Source organism: Nonomuraea sp. NPDC049152 (assembly GCF_040648355.1).
GTDB lineage: Bacteria > Actinomycetota > Actinomycetes > Streptosporangiales > Streptosporangiaceae > Nonomuraea.
In genome coordinates this window covers 82,454-102,271 of the sequence record NZ_JBEZDO010000010.1, presented here as the reverse complement: position 1 = coordinate 102,271, position 19,818 = coordinate 82,454, and the positions used below count along the sequence as shown (strand labels likewise).

16 protein-coding genes are annotated in these 19,818 nt (G+C 69.6%); 11 read left to right on the top strand and 5 right to left on the bottom strand.

The features are described 5' to 3' along the window. Nucleotides 1-24: 24 nt before the first annotated feature. On the bottom strand, nt 25-4,299 hold the full coding sequence (locus AB0B45_RS19930; protein ID WP_358132390.1) for a HAMP domain-containing protein: 4,275 nt from the start codon (nt 4,297-4,299) through the stop codon (nt 25-27). Nucleotides 4,300-4,442: 143 nt separating this feature from the next. Here AB0B45_RS19930 and AB0B45_RS19925 point away from each other — a divergent pair, with 143 nt between their 5' ends. Continuing rightward, nucleotides 4,443-5,645, top strand: coding sequence for a PP2C family protein-serine/threonine phosphatase (locus tag AB0B45_RS19925; protein WP_358132388.1), 1,203 nt, complete (start codon nt 4,443-4,445; stop codon nt 5,643-5,645). 33 nt (nt 5,646-5,678) lie between these two features. Then, nucleotides 5,679-6,194: a MarR family transcriptional regulator gene (locus AB0B45_RS19920; protein WP_358132386.1), complete on the top strand. Its 516-nt coding sequence runs from the start codon at nt 5,679-5,681 to the stop codon at nt 6,192-6,194. 49 nt (nt 6,195-6,243) lie between these two features. On the opposite strand, the gene AB0B45_RS19915 is transcribed toward AB0B45_RS19920, so the two are convergent. After that, nucleotides 6,244-6,744 carry an anthrone oxygenase family protein gene (locus AB0B45_RS19915; protein WP_358132384.1) on the bottom strand — a complete coding sequence of 167 codons (501 nt, stop codon included), beginning with the start codon at nt 6,742-6,744 and terminating at the stop codon, nt 6,244-6,246. Between the two features lie 439 nt (nt 6,745-7,183). Between AB0B45_RS19915 and AB0B45_RS19910 the strand changes: the two genes are divergently transcribed. Beyond that, the gene (locus AB0B45_RS19910; RefSeq protein WP_358132383.1) at nt 7,184-8,092 is read left to right on the top strand and encodes a hypothetical protein; all 909 of its coding nucleotides are present in this window, start codon (nt 7,184-7,186) and stop codon (nt 8,090-8,092) included. An 86-nt stretch (nt 8,093-8,178) separates the two neighbouring features. On the opposite strand, the gene AB0B45_RS19905 is transcribed toward AB0B45_RS19910, so the two are convergent. Further along, nucleotides 8,179-9,114, bottom strand: coding sequence for an NADP-dependent oxidoreductase (locus AB0B45_RS19905; protein ID WP_358132719.1), 936 nt, complete (start codon nt 9,112-9,114; stop codon nt 8,179-8,181). Between the two features lie 96 nt (nt 9,115-9,210). Between AB0B45_RS19905 and AB0B45_RS19900 the strand changes: the two genes are divergently transcribed. Next, nucleotides 9,211-10,182 carry a helix-turn-helix domain-containing protein gene (locus tag AB0B45_RS19900; protein ID WP_358132381.1) on the top strand — a complete coding sequence of 324 codons (972 nt, stop codon included), beginning with the start codon at nt 9,211-9,213 and terminating at the stop codon, nt 10,180-10,182. A gap of 10 nt (nt 10,183-10,192) precedes the next feature. Here AB0B45_RS19900 and AB0B45_RS19895 read toward each other — a convergent pair whose 3' ends face one another. Next, nucleotides 10,193-11,140, bottom strand: a complete 948-nt coding sequence (locus AB0B45_RS19895) for a DUF2218 domain-containing protein (RefSeq protein ID WP_358132379.1) — start codon at nt 11,138-11,140, stop codon at nt 10,193-10,195. Between the two features lie 96 nt (nt 11,141-11,236). On the opposite strand from AB0B45_RS19895, the gene AB0B45_RS19890 reads away from it, so the two are divergent. Continuing rightward, on the top strand, nt 11,237-11,767 hold the full coding sequence (locus tag AB0B45_RS19890; protein ID WP_358132378.1) for a winged helix-turn-helix domain-containing protein: 531 nt from the start codon (nt 11,237-11,239) through the stop codon (nt 11,765-11,767). A 75-nt stretch (nt 11,768-11,842) separates the two neighbouring features. Here the strand turns inward: AB0B45_RS19890 and AB0B45_RS19885 are convergent, their stop codons facing one another. After that, complete coding sequence (locus AB0B45_RS19885; RefSeq protein ID WP_358132377.1) at nt 11,843-12,928, bottom strand: ROK family protein; 1,086 nt, start codon at nt 12,926-12,928, stop codon at nt 11,843-11,845. 98 nt (nt 12,929-13,026) lie between these two features. Between AB0B45_RS19885 and AB0B45_RS19880 the strand changes: the two genes are divergently transcribed. From AB0B45_RS19880 to AB0B45_RS19855, 6 genes are all read left to right on the top strand, one after another. After that, nucleotides 13,027-14,337, top strand: coding sequence for a Gfo/Idh/MocA family oxidoreductase (locus AB0B45_RS19880; protein ID WP_358132375.1), 1,311 nt, complete (start codon nt 13,027-13,029; stop codon nt 14,335-14,337). Then, the gene (locus tag AB0B45_RS19875; RefSeq protein WP_358132373.1) at nt 14,327-15,586 is read left to right on the top strand and encodes an ABC transporter substrate-binding protein; all 1,260 of its coding nucleotides are present in this window, start codon (nt 14,327-14,329) and stop codon (nt 15,584-15,586) included. The genes AB0B45_RS19880 and AB0B45_RS19875 overlap by 11 nt, the downstream gene beginning before the upstream one ends. A gap of 49 nt (nt 15,587-15,635) precedes the next feature. Then, nucleotides 15,636-16,604 (top strand): sugar ABC transporter permease, encoded by a 969-nt coding sequence (locus AB0B45_RS19870; protein ID WP_358132371.1) that lies wholly within the window; start codon nt 15,636-15,638, stop codon nt 16,602-16,604. Beyond that, nucleotides 16,594-17,400: a carbohydrate ABC transporter permease gene (locus tag AB0B45_RS19865; protein WP_358132369.1), complete on the top strand. Its 807-nt coding sequence runs from the start codon at nt 16,594-16,596 to the stop codon at nt 17,398-17,400. Before AB0B45_RS19870 ends, AB0B45_RS19865 begins: the two co-directional genes overlap by 11 nt. 362 nt (nt 17,401-17,762) lie before the next feature. Beyond that, nucleotides 17,763-19,457: a DEAD/DEAH box helicase gene (locus AB0B45_RS19860; protein WP_358132367.1), complete on the top strand. Its 1,695-nt coding sequence runs from the start codon at nt 17,763-17,765 to the stop codon at nt 19,455-19,457. Nucleotides 19,458-19,539: 82 nt separating this feature from the next. After that, nucleotides 19,540-19,767, top strand: a complete 228-nt coding sequence (locus tag AB0B45_RS19855; protein WP_358132366.1) for a hypothetical protein — start codon at nt 19,540-19,542, stop codon at nt 19,765-19,767. Nucleotides 19,768-19,818: the final 51 nt, after the last annotated feature.

The window sequence follows — 19,818 nt, the reverse complement described above, 5'->3', positions numbered from 1 at the left end:
TTTCAAGGGGAAGACCTCCACGCGCTATCGCGCGATCCACTGCTGGATCCGCGCGATCAGGCTGTCGGAGTCCACCGGCTTGGTGACGTAGTCGCTCGCTCCCGACGCCAGGCTCTTCTCCTGGTCGCCCGGCATCGCCTTGGCGGTGACCGCGATGATCGGCAGCTCGGCGTACTCGGGCATCGCCCTGATCGCCGACGTCGCCGCGTAGCCGTCCATCTCCGGCATCATCACGTCCATCAGCACGATGTCGATCTCCGGGTGCGCGGTCAGCGTGTCGATGCCCTTGCGGCCGTTCTCGGCGTGCAGGACCCGCATGCCGCGGATCTCCAGGATGCTGGTCAGCGCGAACAGGTTGCGCGTGTCGTCGTCGACCACCAGCACGGTACGGCCCGCCAGCGTGTCGTCCTCGTCCCGGCTGGCCGGCTCGCCCTCCTTCTCCGAACGCACCAGCGGCAGCACGTCGCCCGGCTGGTCGGCGGTCAGGTGCAGGGCGATGCGCTCGCGCAGCTCGTCCAGGCTCGACAACATCTCCAGCGGCTGATAGGCGGCGCGGGACTGCAGCTCCCGCTCCTGGGCGGAATCCATCCGCCACTTGTTGTAGGCCAGGACGGGCACCCCGCGCAGGGCGGCGTCACCGTCGATGGCCTCCAGGAGCCCGAAGCCCGCCCTTCCCGGCATGTCGAGGTCGAGCACGATGCAGTGGCAGGGGTCCGCGGCCAGCGTGGCCGCCGCCTCCTGCGCGCCGACGGCGGTCACGATCTCGACGGGGCCGTGGCCGTTGGCGACGTCGCGGTTGGCCAGGTCCATCAGGACGCTCTCGGCCACCAGCGACAGCAGGCCGCGCGGCCGCTCCTCCACCACCAGCAGCCGGCGCTGCTGCTGCGGCTGCGGCGGGGTCGGGGCCGGGAGCTGGTCGTGCTGCCCGTCGGCCCGATCGACGGTCTGGCTGTGAGCCGCGGGCGGCGCCGCCGCGTCGGCGGGCGGCGCGGCGAAGTCCGGCCTGGCGATCGGGAGGAACAGCGTGAACGTGCTGCCCTGGCCTGGCACGCTCTGCGCGGTGATCGCGCCGCCGAGCAGGTAGGCGATCTCGCGGCTGATGGACAGTCCGAGGCCCGTCCCGCCGTACTTGCGGCTGGTGGTGCCGTCCGCCTGTTGGAAGGCGCCGAAGATGGCTTCCAGCTGCTGCTCGGCGATGCCGACGCCGGTGTCGATGACGCGGAAGGCGATCGCCGGGCCGTACGGCCTGACCGAGGGCGGAAGCTGCGCCTGCGTGACAGGCTCGATGCGCAGCTCGACGCTGCCCGTCTCGGTGAACTTGACCGCGTTCGACAGCAGGTTGCGCAGTACCTGGCGCAGTCTGGAGTCGTCGGTGACCAGCCCGCCGGGCACGCCCGGCGCGGTCGTGATGCGGAACTCCAGGCTCCTGTCCGTGGTCATCGGCCTGAACGTGGCCTCGACGTAGTCCAGCAGCTGGCGCAGTGACACCAGCTCGGGACTGATGTCCATCTTGCCGGCCTCGACCTTCGACAGGTCCAGGATGTCGTTGATGAGCTGCAGCAGGTCGGATCCTGCCGAGTGGATGACGCTGGCGTACTCGACCTGCTTGGCCGTCAGGTTGCGGGTGGGGTTCTGGGCCAGCAGCTGCGCGAGGATGAGCAGCGAGTTGAGCGGGGTGCGCAGCTCGTGGCTCATGTTGGCCAGGAACTCGCTCTTGTACTTGGAGGCCAGCGACAGCTGCTGGGCACGGTCCTCCAGCTCCTGCCTGGCCTGCTCGATCTCCAGGTTCTTCGTCTCGATGTCCTGGTTCTGCGAGGCCAGCAGCGCCGCCTTCTCCTCCAGCTCCGCGTTGGAGCGCCGCAGCTCCTCCTGCTGGGTCTGCAGCTCCTCGGAGCGGGCCTGGAGCTCGGCGGTCAGCCGCTGCGACTCCGCCAGCAGCTCGTCGGTGCGGGCGTTGGCGACGATGGTGTTGACGTTGACGCCTATCGTCTCCATCAGCTGGTCGAGGAAGGCCCGGTGCACGGGGGTGAAGGCGTACAGCGAGGCCAGCTCGATGACGCCGAGCACCTGCTCCTCCACCACGATCGGCAGGACGATCAGCGAGGTGGGCACGGTCTCCCCGAGCGCCGAGGAGATCGTGACGTAGCCGGGTGGGATCTCCTCCATGGCGATCGTACGGCGCGTGCGGGCGGCCTGGCCGATCAGCGACTCGCCCATCCTGAACCGGGTGGCGGTGTCGCCCGCCGGGTAGCCGTAGGCGCTGATGAGCTGCAGCTCGGTGCCCGCGGGCGTCTCCTCTGCCAGGAAGAACGCGCCGAACTGGGCCGAGACCAGCGGAGCCAGCTCGTTCATCACCAGCTCGGCCACCGTGGACAGATCCCGGTGTCCCTGCATGAGGCCCGACATCCGCGCGAGGTTCGACTTGAGCCAGTCCTGGTCTTGGTTGGCCTTGGTGGTCTCGCGCAGCGACTTCACCATCGAGTTGATGTTGTCCTTGAGCTCGGCCACCTCGCCGGAGGCGTCGACCGTGATGGAGCGGGTCAGGTCGCCCGAGGTGACAGCGCTGGTCACCCCCGCGATGGCGCGCACCTGGCGGGTCAGGTTGCCGGCGAGCTCGTTGACGTTCTCCGTCAGCCGCTTCCACGTGCCCGACACGCCCTCGACCTCGGCCTGGCCGCCCAGCCTTCCCTCGCTGCCGACCTCACGGGCCACCCTGGTCACCTCGGCCGCGAACGACGACAGCTGGTCGACCATGGTGTTGATCGTGGTCTTGAGCTCCAGGATCTCGCCGCGGGCGTCCACGTCGATCTTCCTGGTGAGGTCGCCCCTGGCCACGGCGGTGGTGACCTGGGCGATGCTGCGCACCTGGTTGGTCAGGTTGTCGGCCATGGAGTTGACGTTGTCGGTGAGGTCCTTCCAGGTGCCCGCGACGTTGGGCACGCGGGCCTGGCCGCCGAGCTGACCTTCGGTGCCGACCTCCCGGGCCACGCGCGTCACCTCGTCGGCGAAGGCGCTGAGCGTGTCGACCATCGTGTTGATGGTCTGCGCGAGCGCGGCCACCTCGCCCTTGGCCTCGACGATGATCTTCTGGGACAGGTCGCCCTTGGCAACCGCGGTCGCCACCTGGGCGATGCTGCGCACCTGGTCGGTCAGGTTGGAGGCCATGAAGTTGACGTTGTCGGTGAGGTCCTTCCAGGTCCCCGACACACCCCGCACCGTGGCCTGCCCGCCGAGCTGGCCCTCGGTGCCGACCTCGCGAGCCACGCGCGTCACCTCGTCGGCGAAGGCGGACAGCTGGTCGACCATCGTGTTGATGGTCTCCTTCAGCTCCAGGATCTCGCCGCGGGCGTCCACCCTGATCTTCTGCGACAGGTCACCCTTGGCGACGGCGGTGGTGACCTCGGCGATGCTGCGCACCTGCGCGGTGAGGTTGTCGGCCATGACGTTCACCGACTCGGTCAGGGCCTTCCAGGTGCCGGAGACGCCCTTGACGTCGGCCTGGCCGCCCAGCCTTCCCTCGGTGCCGACCTCGCGGGCCACTCTCGTCACCTCGTCGGCGAAGGAGGACAGCTGGTCGACCATCGTGTTGAGCGTGTTCTTCAGCTCGAGGATCTCGCCGCGCGCGGAGACGGTGATCTTCTGGCTGAGGTCGCCGCGCGCCACCGCGGTCGCCACCTGGGAGATGTTGCGCACCTGCGCGGTGAGGTTGCCCGCCATGTAGTTCACCGAGTCGGTCAGATCCCGCCAGGTGCCGGCCACCCCCTTGACGTCGGCCTGGCCGCCGAGCTGGCCCTCGGTGCCGACCTCGCGGGCCACCCTGGTCACCTCGTCGGCGAAGGAGGACAGCTGGTCGACCATCGTGTTGACGGTGTTCTTCAGCTCCAGGATCTCGCCGCGGGCGTCCACGGTGATCTTCTGCGAGAGGTCGCCCTTGGCGACGGCGGTGGTGACCTCGGCGATGCTGCGCACCTGGTCGGTGAGGTTGCCGGCCATGGCGTTGACGGACTCGGTGAGGTCCTTCCAGGTGCCCGACACGCCGGGCACGTCGGCCTGCCCGCCGAGCCGTCCCTCGGTGCCGACCTCCCTGGCCACCCTGGTGACCTCCGAGGTGAACAGCGACAGCTGGTCGACCATGCCGTTGAAGACCTGTGCGATCTCGCCCAGCAGGCCGTCGGCGTCGCCGGGGAGCCTTGTGCCGAAGTCGCCGTCCCTGACGGCGGTCAGGCCGGCCAGCAGCTGGCGCAGCTCGAGCTCACCCGTCTGGCTGACCTGCCGCGTTCCCGACCGGCTGCCGCTCACTATGTCGCCCGTCCCCTCAATATCGTTGTCATGAGACAAATATTGACAGGAGGCTAGCGCAGTTCATCCTAGATCGACAATGCGCAGCGCAGACCAACTATTTGCTATGGTGCAAAGACATCGATGTCCGCTAGGAATTGCTCGTGGCTCTCCGAAACGACCTGAACGCCGTCTACCGAGCGATGCGCGCGGCCCCGCCGTACGCTCTGGCCGAAGCGGTCCGCGACGCGCTCGTCCGGCACGGAGCGGCGCTGAGCGTGGAGGTCCTGCTAGCGGACTACGCGCTCGTGGCGTTGCGGCCCGTGCTCGCCGAGCCGGATCCGGCGGCCGCCGAGATCCGCATCGACTCAAGCTCCGCGGGTCGCGCCTTCGCCTCCCAGCAGTCGCAGTGGGATCAGGCGCTCAGCACCCTGCACCTGCCTGTCACGGCGTGCGGCGAGCGGTTCGGCGTGCTCGGCGTCCGGCTGCCTGAGCCGCCCGAGCTGGACGAGGTCCGCGCCTTCGAAGAGGTGGCCACCGCTCTCGGGCACGGCCTTCGCGGCGCCGACCGTCTCACCGACCGCTACCAGCGGGCTCGCCGCATGGCCCGGATGACACTGGCCGCCGAGATGCAGTGGGGGCTCCTGCCCGGCTACGGCCACCGCGGCAACGGCTACCGGCTCGCGGGCATGCTCGAACCGGCCTACGCGGTGTACGGCGACAACTTCGACTGGAGTTGCGATCCCGACACCCTGATGCTCTCGATCACCAACGGCATGGGCGAGGGCATGCGGGCGGCCCTTCTCACCACACTGGCCGTCACGGCGCTCCGCAACGCCCGCCGTTCGGGGGCGAACCTGGAAGAGCAGGCCGGCCTCGCCGACGAGGCGGTCTACGCGCAGTACGGCGGCCGCGAGCACGTCTCGACCCTCCTGCTCCGCTTCGAGGCCACCACCGGGCGGCTGTTCGCCGTCGACGCCGGATCCCCCCGCCTGATGCGCCTGCGCGACAACGAGGTCGAGACCATCAAGCTGGAGCAGCAGCTTCCGCTCGGCATGTTCGGCAACACCACCTACGTCGAGCAGTGTGTGACGCTCCAGCCCGGCGACAGGCTCGTCATCATCACCGACGGGGTGTACGACGCGAAGTCGTCGGTCAACACCGCCTTCGGGGAGGCGCTCCTGGAGTCGGCCGTCAGATCCACCCGCCTCCAACCGGCCGACGAAGCCGTCCGTACCATGATTCGTGGCATGCTGACCTTCAGAGAAGGCGTGGACGTCTTCGACGACGCTGTCGTGGTCTGCCTTGACTGGACGGCCGAGCAGCCGGCCGCCGATCATCCCCCCGCGATGGGAGACGCCATGTGAATGGATGTCCCATCGCTCGAACTGGATTGCCGCATGAACGACCATCACGAGCTCGGTCACTTCGATCCCGCCACCGGGGCCGCCGTCGAGAGCGCCGCGGCCGCGCTGATCGCGGTATGGGCCTATTCCCGGCACTCCGCCGCCACCATGGTCTCCTCCACCCAGCTACAGGCGCTCTTGACCATCGAGCGCCACGTCGAGATCAACCTGGGCCGGCTCGGCGAGGCGCTTGGCGCGCTGCCGTCCTCGACCAGCAGGCTCTGCGACCGGCTGGAGGCGACGGGGTGGGTGCGCCGCTCGGTCTCCCACGACGACCGGCGTGAGCTGACCATTCGCCTCACCCCCTTGGGGAAGACCCTGCTGGAGGAGTTGCTCGCGCAGCGCCGCGACGACCTGAGCCGGGTCATGGACGAGATGTCGCCCTCCGCTCGCAAGGCTCTCCTGCGAGGCCTGCAGGCGTTCACGGCGGCCGCGGACCGGGTCGCGGACCAGCGGGTCGACCGCCCGGACGAGAACTGGGCGCTCATCGCCGGACGGTTCCTCGCCTGAAGACCGGCGTGCGGCCACCGGTGGACGTGGTGGGGAACGCCGCGCGAGGTCAGACGCGGGTCTGCCCGTGGATGATCAGCGCCCAGACGAAGCAGCCGAACGAGCCGGTGGCGGCGACGGCCCGGACGATGTTCCAGGTGATCCAGCGCGCCTCGAACGCCTCTCGCACAGCCGCGAGGTCGGCGATCTTCGCGGGGTTGCCCGCCTTGGCCAGCTGGTCGTTCAGGGGGACGTTCACGCCGCTGGTGATGCCGAACATCACCAGATAGAGCGCGCATCCTGCGATCACCCACGGCAGAACGGGGCGCAGGTCGCCCTGCCAGTGCAGGGCGACGGCGGCGAGCGTGAAGACCAGGCCGCCCATGAACACGATCATGAAGACGGGGTTGATGATGGCGACGTTGATCTTCTGCATGGCCTCGATGAGGGTGCGGTCGGTGCTCTGCCTCAGGCCGGGCATCACTGAATAGGAGAAGGCGGCGAAGAGTCCGGCCATGAGTCCGGCGCTGAGCGTGGACAGGACGAGGGCGATGGTGCTGAGGGTTTTCAAGCTGCTCTCCAAGTGGTGGTACGGCCTGGGTCAGGTGTGCGGCCAGGCCGTCTGCGGGTGTGACCTGGGTTAGTTCTGGTTCCAGACGCCCGTGGCGGCGGTACGGCGGGCGAAGTCGCGAGGCGGAACCGGCCCGCGCCGGCACACCGCGACCGGTCAGAAGCCCTCCAGGACCCGCCGTCCTGTCTTACCCGTGGCCCCCAGGACGAGCGTCAGATCGCGTGCGGTCATGGTCGTTCTCCTTGATCGATGTGGAAGTTCATCGCGCCGGTCGGCGGATGCTGGGGCTGGCGGCGGGCTGCGGCGATGGCGACGGCGGCGATGGCGATGGCCACCTTGGCCCAGCGAGGAGGTAGATGCCAGCCTGGGCGGCTTTCAGGTTGTTGCACGGTTTGATCCGGTTACTGCAGCAACATGCAGAGATCGATAGATTCCCGCTATGAGTTGGGAAGCCCTCGGGATCTCTCCGCGCGACGAGATGGTCTACCGCTTCTTTCTGCGGAATCCGGGCGCCGAGACCGCGGACGTCGACACGGCAGTCGTCGAACGCCTGGTAGGGCTGCGGCTTCTGGCAGTGGGCCCCGACGGCGGTGTCACGGCCGCCGGACCTCAGGCGGCGATGGAACGGTTGATCGAACGGCGACTGGAGGCGGTCAGCGGCGAGCTGCGCCGGGTCACCGCAGCGCTGCCCTCGCTGCTGGCCGAGCAGACCGCGGGTGAGCCGATCGAGCTCGTCGAGCGCATCGAGGGCACAGAGCGGACTCAGCAGCGGATCTGGCAGGCGTCCACGAGTGCCAAGGACGTCCTGTCGATGCATCCGTCCCGGGAGCGAGTGGATCCTCGCGTCCGCGACAGGGCCCTGTCCGAGTTGCGGGCCGGAGTCAGGCACCGGTCGATCGTGCACCGCAGCACGCTGGACGACCCGGAAGTGGCCGCCTACTTCCACGAGATCCACCGGGCCGGCGACCGGCACCGGGTGATCGACGAGCCGATCGAGCCGCTGCTCATCTTCGACCGCGAGACGGCGTTCGTGCCGATCGAGCCGGGCAATCCCGCCGCCGGGGCTCTGATGATCCGGCAGCCCGGCATCATCGCGACAATGATCGGGCTCTTCGAACAGGCCTGGAGCCGGGCGACCGACCTCGAACCCGACGCGGCCGGCCCCAGTCCCGTCGAGAAGCAGGTGCTCGACCTGCTCGACCGGCTGGGCAAGGACGAGGTCGCGGCCCGGGCGATGGGTGTGTCCGTGCGGACGTTCCGCGGCTACGTCGCGGACCTGATGGCCAGGCTGGGCGCCGCCAACCGCTTCCAGGTCGGTGCCCGCGCCAAGGAACGCGGCTGGATCTAGGTGATATCCCGCCGGGTCCGCTCACCCGCACCGCGCCCCCGGAGCTCGGCCTGCCGTGGCCGAGCGTTGCCGACGGTGCCGTGCCGTCAGCCGACGGTCAGGACGATCTTTCCGGTGGTGCGGCCGCTCTCGGCGAGCTCGTGGGCCTTTGCCACCAGCTCCAGAGGCAGCGCCGCCTCGATCCGCGGGCGCAGGCGGCCGGTCGCGGCGAGTGAGGCGATCTCCCGCATGCCCGCCTGATCGGCTTCGACGATCATGAAGGCGGCGCGGAGCCCGAGCGTGCGAGCCTCCGCCGCCAGGTACGCCTCGGCCGGTGAGGCGAGCGACACGACGATGCCACCCGCGCGCAGCGTCCGCAGCGAGCGCGGCCCGTACTCGCCGCCGATGGCGTCGATCACCACGTCGATGTCGCCGGTCGCAGCGGCGAAGTCGACCTGGGTGTAGTCGATGACCTCGTCGGCGCCCAGGCCGCGCACGAAGTCGTGCTTGGCCGAGCGAGCGGTGCCGACGACGTACGCGCCGCGCGCCTTGGCGATCTGGACGGCCAGGTGGCCGACACCTCCCGCCGCGGCGTGGATCAGCACGCGCCGGCCGGGCCGTACATCGGCGGTGTCCACCAGCGCCTGCCACGCGGTGAGCGCGGCCAGGGGCAACGCGGCGGCCTCCTCGTGGGAGATCTCGGCCGGCTTGCGAACCAGGTGCCGCGCGGGAGAGGTGACGTACTCCGCGTAGGTACCGGCGGGCAGTGGGTGACGCGGCAGGCCGAACACCTCGTCGCCCGGATCGAGGGTGGTCACGCCCGGCCCGACGGCCTCCACCACGCCGGACACGTCCCAGCCCAGCCTGACCGGCGCGTCGCCTCCCGCCAGACCGCCGCTGGCCCGGTGCCAGACGTCGGTCGGGTTGACGCCGGCCGCGCGCACCCGGACGAGCACCTCGGCGGGGCCGGGCTCCGGCCGCTCCACCTCGACCACCTTCAACACCTCAGGGCCACCGAAAGAGTCCTGACCAACAGCGCGCATCATCGCGTTCCTCCCGTTCCGTGTACGAGCCAGCCTGCCGGGGACGCCGGGAAGCCTGCGAGTGGCCAGACTGCCAATATATGGAAGGATCTGGCCATGCATCGTGTCGTCGTCCTGGCCCTCGAGGGCGTGTATCCCTTCGAGCTGAGCATTCCGGTGCGGATCTTCGGCACGGCGGCAGGACCGCACGGCGAGCCACTGTACGAGGTCGTCACCTGCAGCCTGGACGGCTCCCCCGTCATGACGAACGCCGACTTCGCGCTCGCCGTACAGCACGGAGGCGAGGCCCTGGAGACCGCGGACACCCTGGTGATCCCTCCGTTCACCTGCGGCCCCGGGGAGGAGAGGGACTGGCTTCCCGAGGAGTTGGCCAGGGCGCTCGCCCGTGTCCGGCCCGACGCCAGGATCGTGTCGATCTGCACCGCGTCGTACGTCCTGGCCGCCGCCGGCCTGCTCGACGATCGCCCCGCGACCACGCACTGGAACGAGGCCGACCATTTCCAACGGATGTTCCCGCGGGTCAAGGTCAATGCGGAGGTGCTCTTCGTCGACGACGGCAGAGTGCTCACCGCGGCCGGGGTTGCCGCCGGGGTCGACCTGTGCCTGCACATCCTGCGCCGGGACCACGGCAGTGAGGTCACCAACCGCGTGGCACGGCTCTGTGTCGTACCGCCCTGGCGCGAGGGCGGGCAGGCACAGTTCATCGAGCGCCCGGTGCCCGCGCCGTCGGCAACCGGTACGTCGGCGACCCGAGCCTGGGCGCTCGAGCGGCTCGGCGAGCCCATCTCGCTGTCCGAGCTGGCCGAGCACGCCCGCATGAGCGTGCGCACCTTCTCGCGGCGCTTCCGCGACGAGGTGGGCATGACCCCGCTCCAGTGGCTCACCCAGCAACGCGTCCGGCACGCACGCCGGCTGCTGGAGACCACGGATCTGGCCGTGGACCGCGTCGCGGCCGAGGCCGGTCTGGGAAGCGGCGCCTCGCTGCGCCAGCACCTGTCCGCCGCTATCGGTGTCTCGCCCATGGCCTACCGCCACACGTTCCGCGCCAACGATCGCGGGGGCCGGTGAGACCCAGGGTTCAGCGCTTGCGCACGAGGGTCACGCCGTCACGCACGGGCAGCATCACGGACTCGACCCGGTCATCGGCGACGACCATCTCGTTCAGGCGGCGCATCGCCACGTGGTTGTCCCCCTGGAAGGCGGGGTCGAAGACCCGCCCACCCTGGAACACGTTGTCGAGGACGATGAGGCCGCCCCGGCTCAGGCGGGGGACGATCTCCTCGTAGTAGGCCGGGTAGTTCGCCTTGTCCGCGTCGATGAAGGCGAAGTCGAAGGCGGGTTCGGCGGGGAGCGCGCGCAGGGTGTCGAGCGCGGGGCCGATCCGCAGGTCGATGCGGTCGGCGACGCCCGCACGCCGCCAGTACGGCAGGGCGATGGAGGTCCATTCCTCGCTCACGTCGCAGGCGAGCAGGAGGCCGTCCGCCGGGAGCGCGCGGGCGACGCACAGGGAGGAGTAGCCGGTGAACACGCCGACCTCGATCGCGCGGCGGGCGCCGACCATCCTGACCAGCATGGTCAGCAACGCGCCCTCGTCATGCGAGATCTGCATCCCCGCCGCGTCACCGGTCGCGTCGCGGGTCGTGGCCACCAGTTCCTGAAGCAGTTCGTCGGCCGGCGTGCAGTGGGTGAGCACGTAGTCCTCGGCGACGGGGTCGACGATCCGCATGGCGTCGCCCCGCATGGGAGCCGTCCACTCGACGCGGAGTTCCTCCCGTGTGGCGAAGCGCAGCAGATGGCGGGTGACGACGTCCTGGACTCCCGCCAGCGCCTCCACGTCCGCCGCTGTCGCGATCAGGCGCAGGTGGTCTCCGGCCGGGCTCAGCACGCAGCCGCCGTGGCGGAAGGTGATCGTCCCCCTGCCGTCGATCGTGAGTTCGGCGGTCGCCTTGTGGCCCATGTGGGCGACCAGCTGCTTGATGTAGCGCTCGGGGCGCTCGGTCGCGACGTGCGCTGTCGAGGTGGGCATCGAAGATCCTTCGGCTGGACGACTGAGCAAGCGTCGACAATATTCAACACTTGCCGCCCGTTTGTCAAAACGTCGAGATTCCTCGACACTTCTATGGTGAACGACTGGCAGGCCGACGACGAGCAGCTGACGCTGCATTCGTCTGCGCAGTTCAAGGCGCTCGGGCACCCCGTACGGCAGCGCATGATGAACGTGCTGCGCCAGCGGCCCGCGACGCTGGCAGAACTGACCGCGGCGCTGGGATCGACCAAGGGCACGATCGCCTATCACGTCCGCGTCCTGCGGGAGGCCGGGCTGATCCGCCTGGCCTACACCCGGCAGGTGCGCGGCGGCACCGAGCAGTACTTCACCCGGGCCGGCGGCGCCATCAGGCTCCCCCAGGAGATGGGCGCCGAGTTCCTCTTCAAGGAAGCCCTGGCCGAGATGGCGCCGGTCCGCCCGAGCAGGCCGCAGCACACCGTGCTGCAGCACCTCTGGCTCACCGCCGAGGAGGCCGACGCGCTGGCGACGCGGATCAAGGAGTTCGCCGACGCGCACCGCGAGAGCGACGGCTCCCGAGGCGAGCCCTACGGCATGCTGCTCAGCCTCTACCCGGCGGACATCCCCGCCCTGCCCCCCGAGTCCTGACCGGCCGATGGCCCCGCCGTCCACTCACTCCGCGCTCACCGAGGCGCCGGGTGCGGCCGGCCTCGGGCCACCGGCTCAGAGTCCGAGCACCTCGCGCTCCACGTGCTCCAGCGCCAGCCGTACCCCGCCCAGGGCGACGCTCTCGTCGCCGAACGTGGAGGTCACCACCTCGGGCACGCTGAGGCACAGGTCGTCCAGGTGACGGCGGAGCGGGGCGAGCAGCACCTCGCCCGCGCGGGCGTAACCGCCGCCGATCACCACCATGTCGGGATCGACGGCGAGCACGAGCGCCGAGGTGCCCACCGCGAGGTTGTAGGCGAAGCTGTCGACCGCGTCCACAGCCGACGGCTCGCCCGCACCGGCGGCGGCGAAGACCTCGTCAGGCCTGCCCTTCTCCGTCAGTGCGCGGCCCGCGTCCTCCCAGCCGACCTGCCGCAGGGCGCCGATCTCGCCGGCGCCGCCGCCGCGCCCGCGGTGCAGCCTGCCGCCGATGAGGATGCCCGCGCCCGCCCTGCGCCCGGCGAGCACGTAGACGATGTCCTCGGCGTGCTGGGCGCTGCCGCACCAGTGCTCGGCCAGGGCGGCCAGGTTCGCGTCGTTGTCGGCCAGGCCCTTGCAGCCGAACCAGCGACCGGCGTGCGCGGCCAGGTCGACGCCGGTCCAGCCGGGCAGCACCAGGGAGAGCGTGACGCGGCCCGTCCTGTCGACGATGCCGACCGTGCCCGCCGCGACCGCCCAGACCCGCGACCGGGGGATGCCGAATCCGTCGACGCAGGCCAGGGCGGTGCGCTCGGCCGCCGCCAGCCGTTCGGGCGCGGCGGCATCCTCCTCGACGGGGGCCCGCTCGGAGGCGACCACCCGGCCGTTGAGGTCGGCCAGCGAGACGAGGATCTTGTTGGCTCCCACGTCGACGCCCAGCACGTAGCCCGCGTCCGCGCGGAAGCCGAATCGCCGGGCGGGCCTGCCCATCGCGCCGCCGTCGGGCGGGATCTCCCTGACCCAGCCGCGCTCGCCCAGTTCGTCGAGCACCGCCTCGACCGTCTGCCTGGACAGCCCGGTGATGCGGCCGAGCCTGGTCAGCGTGGCCACACCCTCGCTCCTCAGCGCGCGCAGCGTGGCCTGGGTGTTGACCTTGCGCACCAGAGACGAGTCCCCCAGCACTTATGAGACCTGCTTTCGTAACTGCCCCATTGACGTCCAACGGCCCGCATCCTAGCATCGGCCGACATACGTAAGCCGGTTACATAAGTGGAGGCAAGATGGTGACTCTCGCCGTCGTAGGCGCGGGTTCTCGGGGGACCTCCTATGCCCGCCATGCCGTCGAGTCCGGCCGCGCCGAGGTGGTCGCGGTGGCCGATCCGCTGGCCGTACGGCGGGGCAGGTTCCCCGGGGCCACGCCGTACACCGACTGGCGCGAGTTGGCGGCGCTCCCCCGCCAGGCGGACGCGGTCATCATCGCCACGCAGGACGCCGACCACGTCGAGCCCGCCGAGCGCTTCGCCGAACTCGGGTACGACATCCTGCTGGAGAAGCCGATGGCGGTCTCCGAGAAGGACTGCCACCGGATCGTGGCCGCGGCCGAGCGGCACGACTCGATCTTCGCCGTCTGTCACGTGATGCGCTACACCCCCTACACCAGGACCCTGAAGGCGCTGCTCGACGCGGGCCGGATCGGCGAGATCGTCAGCGTGCAGCACCTGGAGCCGGTCGGCTGGTGGCACCAGGCGCACTCCTACGTCCGCGGCAACTGGCGCAGGGCGGACCGGTCGACGTTCATGCTGCTCGCCAAGTCCAGCCACGACCTCGACTGGCTGGTGCACATCACCGGCAAGCCGGTCACCAGGGTGTCGTCGTTCGGCGGCCTGCACCACTTCCGGCCGGAGAACAAGCCCGAGGGCGCCGCCGACCGCTGCCTGGACTGCGCGGTCGAGGCCGACTGCCCGTACTCGGCCCCGCGCATCTACCTGCCGCTGGCCGGGCAGGACGTGTGGCCGGTGTCCGTGCTCTCCGAGGACGTCTCCGAGCGGGGCCTGCTCGAGGCGCTCAGGACCGGCCCCTACGGCAGGTGCGTCTACTCCTGCGACAACGACGTGGTGGACCACCAGGTCGTCAACATGGAGTTCGAGGGCGGCGCCACCGCGTCGTTCACGATGACGGCCTTCACCCCCGCCGCCCATCGGCAGACCCGGATCTTCGGCACCCGCGGCTCGATCGAGGGCGACGGGGAACACCTGACCATTCACGACTTCGTCACCCGCGAGGTCGAGACCGTGGACACCAGGTCCATGGGCCCGGAGCGGAGGAGCTCGGGGCAAGAGAGCGAGGAGCGAGCCGACGAGCTCCGAAGCGGCCGCGACCATGAGCACACCACCGCCGCGGGCGGGCACGGCGGCGGCGACCAGGCGCTGGTCGACGCGTTCCTCACCGCGGTCACCACCAGGGACCGCTCCCCCATCCTCTCCTCGCCCGGCGAGAGCCTGCACAGCCATCTGATCGCCTGGGCGGCCGAGAGGTCACGCCTCGAGGGCGAGACCGTCACTCTGGAAGGAACCACCCCCCATGCACGGTAAGCAGATCGCGGCGATCCTGGCCCTGGGCGCGAGCCTGGTGGCCTGCGGCTCCACCCCCACAGCGGACAAACCCGCGGAGTCCGGCGGCGGCGACCGGGGGCCGATCACCTTCGCCAGCGGCAAGTTCGAGGCCGAGGCCACGCAGAAGATCGTCGACGCGTGGAACGCCAAGCATCCCGACCAGAAGGTCACCTCCAACCTGCTCCCCGAGAGCGCGGACGAGCAGCGTCGCAAGCTCATCCAGAACGCCCAGACCAAGTCGGACTCGTTCGACGTGATCCTCATCGACGCGGTGTGGACCAGCGAGTTCGCCGCCAACCGCTGGGCCGACGAGCTGACGGGGCCGCGTTTCGACGTGACCGGCTTCCTGCCTCCGTCCATCGAAACGGGCAAGTATCGCGACAAGCTGTATGCGATGCCGCTGTTCACCGGCACCGGCCTGCTGTACTACCGCAAGGACCTGGTCGAGCAGCCGCCCAAGACCTGGGACGAGATGAAGAAGATCTGCGACGAAGTCCTGCCCAAGCAGAAGGGCATGAGCTGCTACGGCGGCCAGTTCGACAAGTACGAGGGCCTGACAGTCAACTTCGCCGAGGCGATCAACTCCGCGGGCGGCCAGTTCCTCGACGCCTCAGGACAGCCGCAGGTCACCAGCGACGCGGCCAAGCAGGGCGCGCGGTTCCTCGCCGACGGCTTCAGGAGCGGGCTGATGCCCAAGGAGGCCATCACGTACAAGGAGGAAGAGGGCAGGGTCGCCTTCCAGGAGGGCAAGCTTCTCTTCTACCGCAACTGGGCCTACATGTACGAGGCCGCCGGCAAGACCGACGGCTCCAGCAAGGTCAACGGCAAGTTCGCCGTGGCGCCCATCCCCGGGCTGACCGGTCCGGGAGCGGGCACGCTCGGCGGCAACAACCTGGCGGTCTCCGCCTTCTCCAAGCACAAGGAGACGGCCAGGGATTTCATCGCGTTCGTCACCTCGGCCGAGCAGGAGAAGGCGTTCGCGCTGATCAACTCCACGCCGATGGCCCGCGCCTCGCTGTACGAGGACCCGGAGCTGATCAAGAAGTACCCGTACCTGCCCGCGCTCAAGGACGGCATCCTGGCGGCCAAGCCGCGGCCCGCCGCGGTCAAGTACGGCGACGTGACCGCGGCCATCCAGGAGTCCGCCTACGCGATCGTCTCCGGGGCCAAGCCCGTCGACCAGGCCCTGACCGAGCTGCAGTCCGCGCTGGGCCCGCTGCTCAAGTAACCGCCATCCGGTACGGCATGCCGTACGGACCGAGGGAGGTAGCAGGACGGTGGTCACGCTGACCGAGAACCCGCGCCCGGTGGCCACCGGGCCAGGCAGGCGGCGCCGCGAGGTCGCGCGCGGCCAGTCGTGGCTGGCGGCGGCCATGCTCTCGCCCACGCTGATCGTGCTCGCGCTGGTGGTGTTCTACCCGCTGGTGGCGGCGATGCGCGAGTCGTTCTACACCAGTGGCGAGACGCTGGACGCCGACGGCTTCGTGGTGGAGGGCGAGCGGTTCTCCGGGCTGGCCAACTACGCGGGCGTGACAGGCGAGCGGTTCATGAACGCCGCCTTCAACACCACGCTGTTCACCGTGGTCACCGTCCTGCTGGAGGTGGTGCTCGGGGTGGGGATGGCGCTGGTCATGAACAGGGCCTTCCGCGGGCGGGCGTTCCTGCGGGCCAGCATCCTCATCCCGTGGGCGGTGCCGACCGCCGTGTCGGGGCTCATGTGGAAGTGGATCTTCCAGGCCGACGGCGTGGCGAACGCGCTTCTCGGCACGCAGATCCTGTGGACCGCCGAGGGCGTCTACGCCAAGTTCGCGGTGATCATCGCGGACACCTGGAAGACGGCCCCGTTCGTGGGCCTGCTCGTGCTGGCCGGGCTGCAGATCATCCCGCACGAGGTGTACGAGGCGGCCAGGGTGGACGGGGCCTCGCCCAGGCAGACGTTCTGGCGGATCACGCTGCCCCTGGTCAGGCCCGCGCTGCTGGTGGCGGTGCTGTTCCGGCTGATGGACGCGCTGCGCATCTTCGACCTGCCGTACGTGCTGATCGGCCCGCGCAAGCAGTCGGTGGAGACGCTGTCCGGGCTGATCTGGGACGAGGCGACCAGGGTGCACTACGGGCCCGCCTCGGCGTACGGCACGGCCCTGTTCGTGTACATCGCGCTGATCGCGTTCGTGTTCGTCAAGCTGCTGGGCGCGGACCTGCTGAGCGACGTGCGCGCCCGCAAGAAGGAGGCCGTGGATGCTGCGTAGGACCGGCATGATCGGCATCGCGCTCTACTGCCTGGTGCCGTTCTACTGGATGGTGGTGTCGAGCTTCCGCCGCACCGCCGACATATACGACAAGTCCCCCGTTCCCGCGCCATGGTCTCTCGAGTCGTACCAGGCGGTCTTCGAGGAGGGCGTCGGGTTCGGCCAGTCGCTCGGCAACAGCCTCGTCGTCGCGGGGGTGACGACCGCGGTCACGCTGCTCATCGGCACGCTGGCGGCCTACTCGCTGGCCCGGCTGACGTTCCGCTTCAAGAACCTCATCCTGGCGCTGATCATCGCGGTCTCCATGTTCCCGGGGGCGCTGCTGATCGTGCCGCTGCTGAAACTGTTCACGGCGATCGGGTGGATCAACACCTACCAGGCGATGATCGCGCCCTCGATGTCGTTCGCGCTGCCGCTGACGGTGTGGAACCTCACCACGTTCTTCCGGCAGCTGCCGTACGAGCTGGAGCAGGCGGCCATGATCGACGGCTGCACGCCGTTCACGGCGTTCCGGCGGGTGATGCTCCCGCTGGCCGCGCCCGGGATCTTCACCACGGCGATCCTGGCGTTCATCGCGACGTGGAACGAGTTCATCATCGCGGTCACCATGATCAACGACCCGGCACGGCAGACGGCGACGGTCCGCATCGCCCAGTTCACCGGCGCCGCCAAGTTCGACACCCCGTTCGGGACGCAGATGGCGGCCGGCGTCCTCGTCACGATCCCCCTGGTGTTCCTGGTCCTCTTCTTCCAGCGCCGCATCGTCACGGGGTTGACGGCGGGCGCGCTGAAGTAGCGGTCCGGACCCGCGGAGGCCCGTCGCTTCGGCGTCGTGTTCGGCACGGCGTTCGGCGTCGCGGCTGCGTTCGGGGCGAGTGGGGAGGAGCGCCTACACCTCGGGGGCTGGTGGTTGGCCGGCTGTGAAGGCTGGCTCGAGACGTTCCCAGACCCTTTGGAAGGGTAGAGCTGCGGTATTGCGCACGGTAGGACGGCGACGACTGCCGTGCTGGGCGGGGACGAGTCTGCACCCTGATGCTCCCGCACCGGCCTGTCGCCGGACAGCATGTACTGGGGGCAGGGGCTTGGGTGTATCGAGGCCCTGCCCAGGAGAGAGGTCCCGCCCAGGAGATAGGTGTGGGAGTTCGTGAGGAGTCGGCGATGACCATGAACGCAACTGGCGGCGAGGCCACCTTCGCCGATCTGGGGCTCCGACCTGAGCTCCTGGACGTGCTGTCCGCTCTCGGATACGAAGAGCCCACTCCGATCCAGAGTGAGGCGATCCCCCCGTTGGTGCAGGGGCGTGATCTGCTTGGGCAGGCGGCGACGGGCACGGGGAAGACCGCGGCGTTCGCGTTGCCCGTGCTCCAGCGAATGCGCCACCCCAGTGGTGGTTCCGGGCCGGTGACGCTGGTGCTTGTGCCCACGCGTGAGCTGGCCATTCAGGTCTCGGAGGCGTTCCATCGGTATGGCCGCATACTGAGTACCCGCGTCTTGCCGATCTATGGCGGAGCGCCCATCGGCCGGCAACTGGAGGCGCTCAAGCGCGGGGTAGACGTCGTGGTCGCGACACCGGGACGGGCTCTCGATCACATCGACCGGGGAACGCTCAACCTGGAGGGGCTGCACACCGTCGTGCTGGATGAGGCGGACGAGATGCTCGACATGGGGTTCGCCGACGACATCGAGGCAATCCTCGCGGCGACTCCCGAAACCCGCCAGACCGTGTTGTTCTCCGCGACGCTTCCGCCGCGCATCGATGGAATCGCCCGCCGTCACCTGCACGACCCGGTACGGATAGAAATGGGGCACACGGCAGTAGAGGGCCGCCAGACGACCCCGTTGGTGGAGCAGAGCGCGTACCTGGTCGCCAGGGCGCACAAACCCGCAGCTCTAGGACGCCTTCTTGACATCGAGGCGCCGACAGCTGCGATCATCTTCTGCCGCACCCGTGACGAGGTCGACCAGCTCACCGAAACCATGAACGGGCGCGGCCACCGTGCCGAGGCGCTGCATGGTGGGATGGAGCAGGAGCAACGCGACCGAGTGATGTCACGACTGCGGGCCGGGACCGCCGACCTGCTCATCGCGACCGACGTAGCCGCGCGAGGCCTCGACATCGAACAGCTCACTCACGTCGTCAACTACAACGTCCCGTCCGCGCCCGAGGCGTACGTACACCGCATCGGCAGGGTAGGCCGCGCAGGGCGCGAAGGGGTGGCTCTGACCTTGGTGGAGCCACGCGAGCACCGAATGCTCAAGGCGATAGAGCGGGTGACCAAGCAGCGGATCCCGGTGGACAGGCTGCCGACCGTCGCCGACCTGCAGGCGCGCCGGATGGAGTTGACCCGCGCCGCGCTGGAGGAATGCCTCCTACAGGACGACCTGGAGCCCTTCCACGTCGTGGTCGAGTCGCTCACCGATGAGTTCGACCTCATGGAAGTGGCGCTCGCCGCCGTCAAACTGGCGCACGAGTCCAGCGGAGCCGCGCTCGACGAGCAGGAGATTCCCGAGGTGACCCCGCGGACCATGGAGAAGCGGCGTGGGCAGCGGGAGGCCGCCCCGGATGACGAGCGATCCGCTCGTGCCCCGGCGGGTGGAATGACACGCCTCTTCTTCAGCCTGGGGCGCAGCGCAGGAATCCGGCCACAGGACCTGGTCGGCGCGATAGCCGGCGAGTCGAGCCTGAGCGGACGCGACATCGGCGCGATCGAGATCGCCGACCGGTTCTCGCTGGTGGAGGTGCCGCAGGCCGCGGCCAACGAGGTGATCGCAGCCCTCCGGCGAACCACGATCAAAGGAAGGAGACCGACCGTCCGCCGCGAGCGTGACACGCGCAGCAGACGAACAGGATGATGAGGCCGCCACGCCGCGGCACCTCCTCATCCGGGTAGATCTGCTAATGGACACCCTTCCGGAGATGAACCCCTGATCTCAGGTGTTCGTCGAACCGGATCAAGCCCACCCAGCGGTCCACCGCGCCGATCTCGAGACGTACACGCCCTTCAACGGCCCGCCCACGGTGAACCCGAACGTCAGGTTCGAGGGTGTCCACTTCGAACGGTCCAGCTCGCCGCCGCGCGCGGGCCGGTTGTTCGCGGTCACGCTCCCTTCCGACCAGTCGGCGGAGATCGTGTGGACGGTGAAGACCCGCCCGGCTCGTTGAAGTTGTTGGTGAGCCGGCTGCTCGCCGCGGCTGTCGCCAACGGCTCCACGC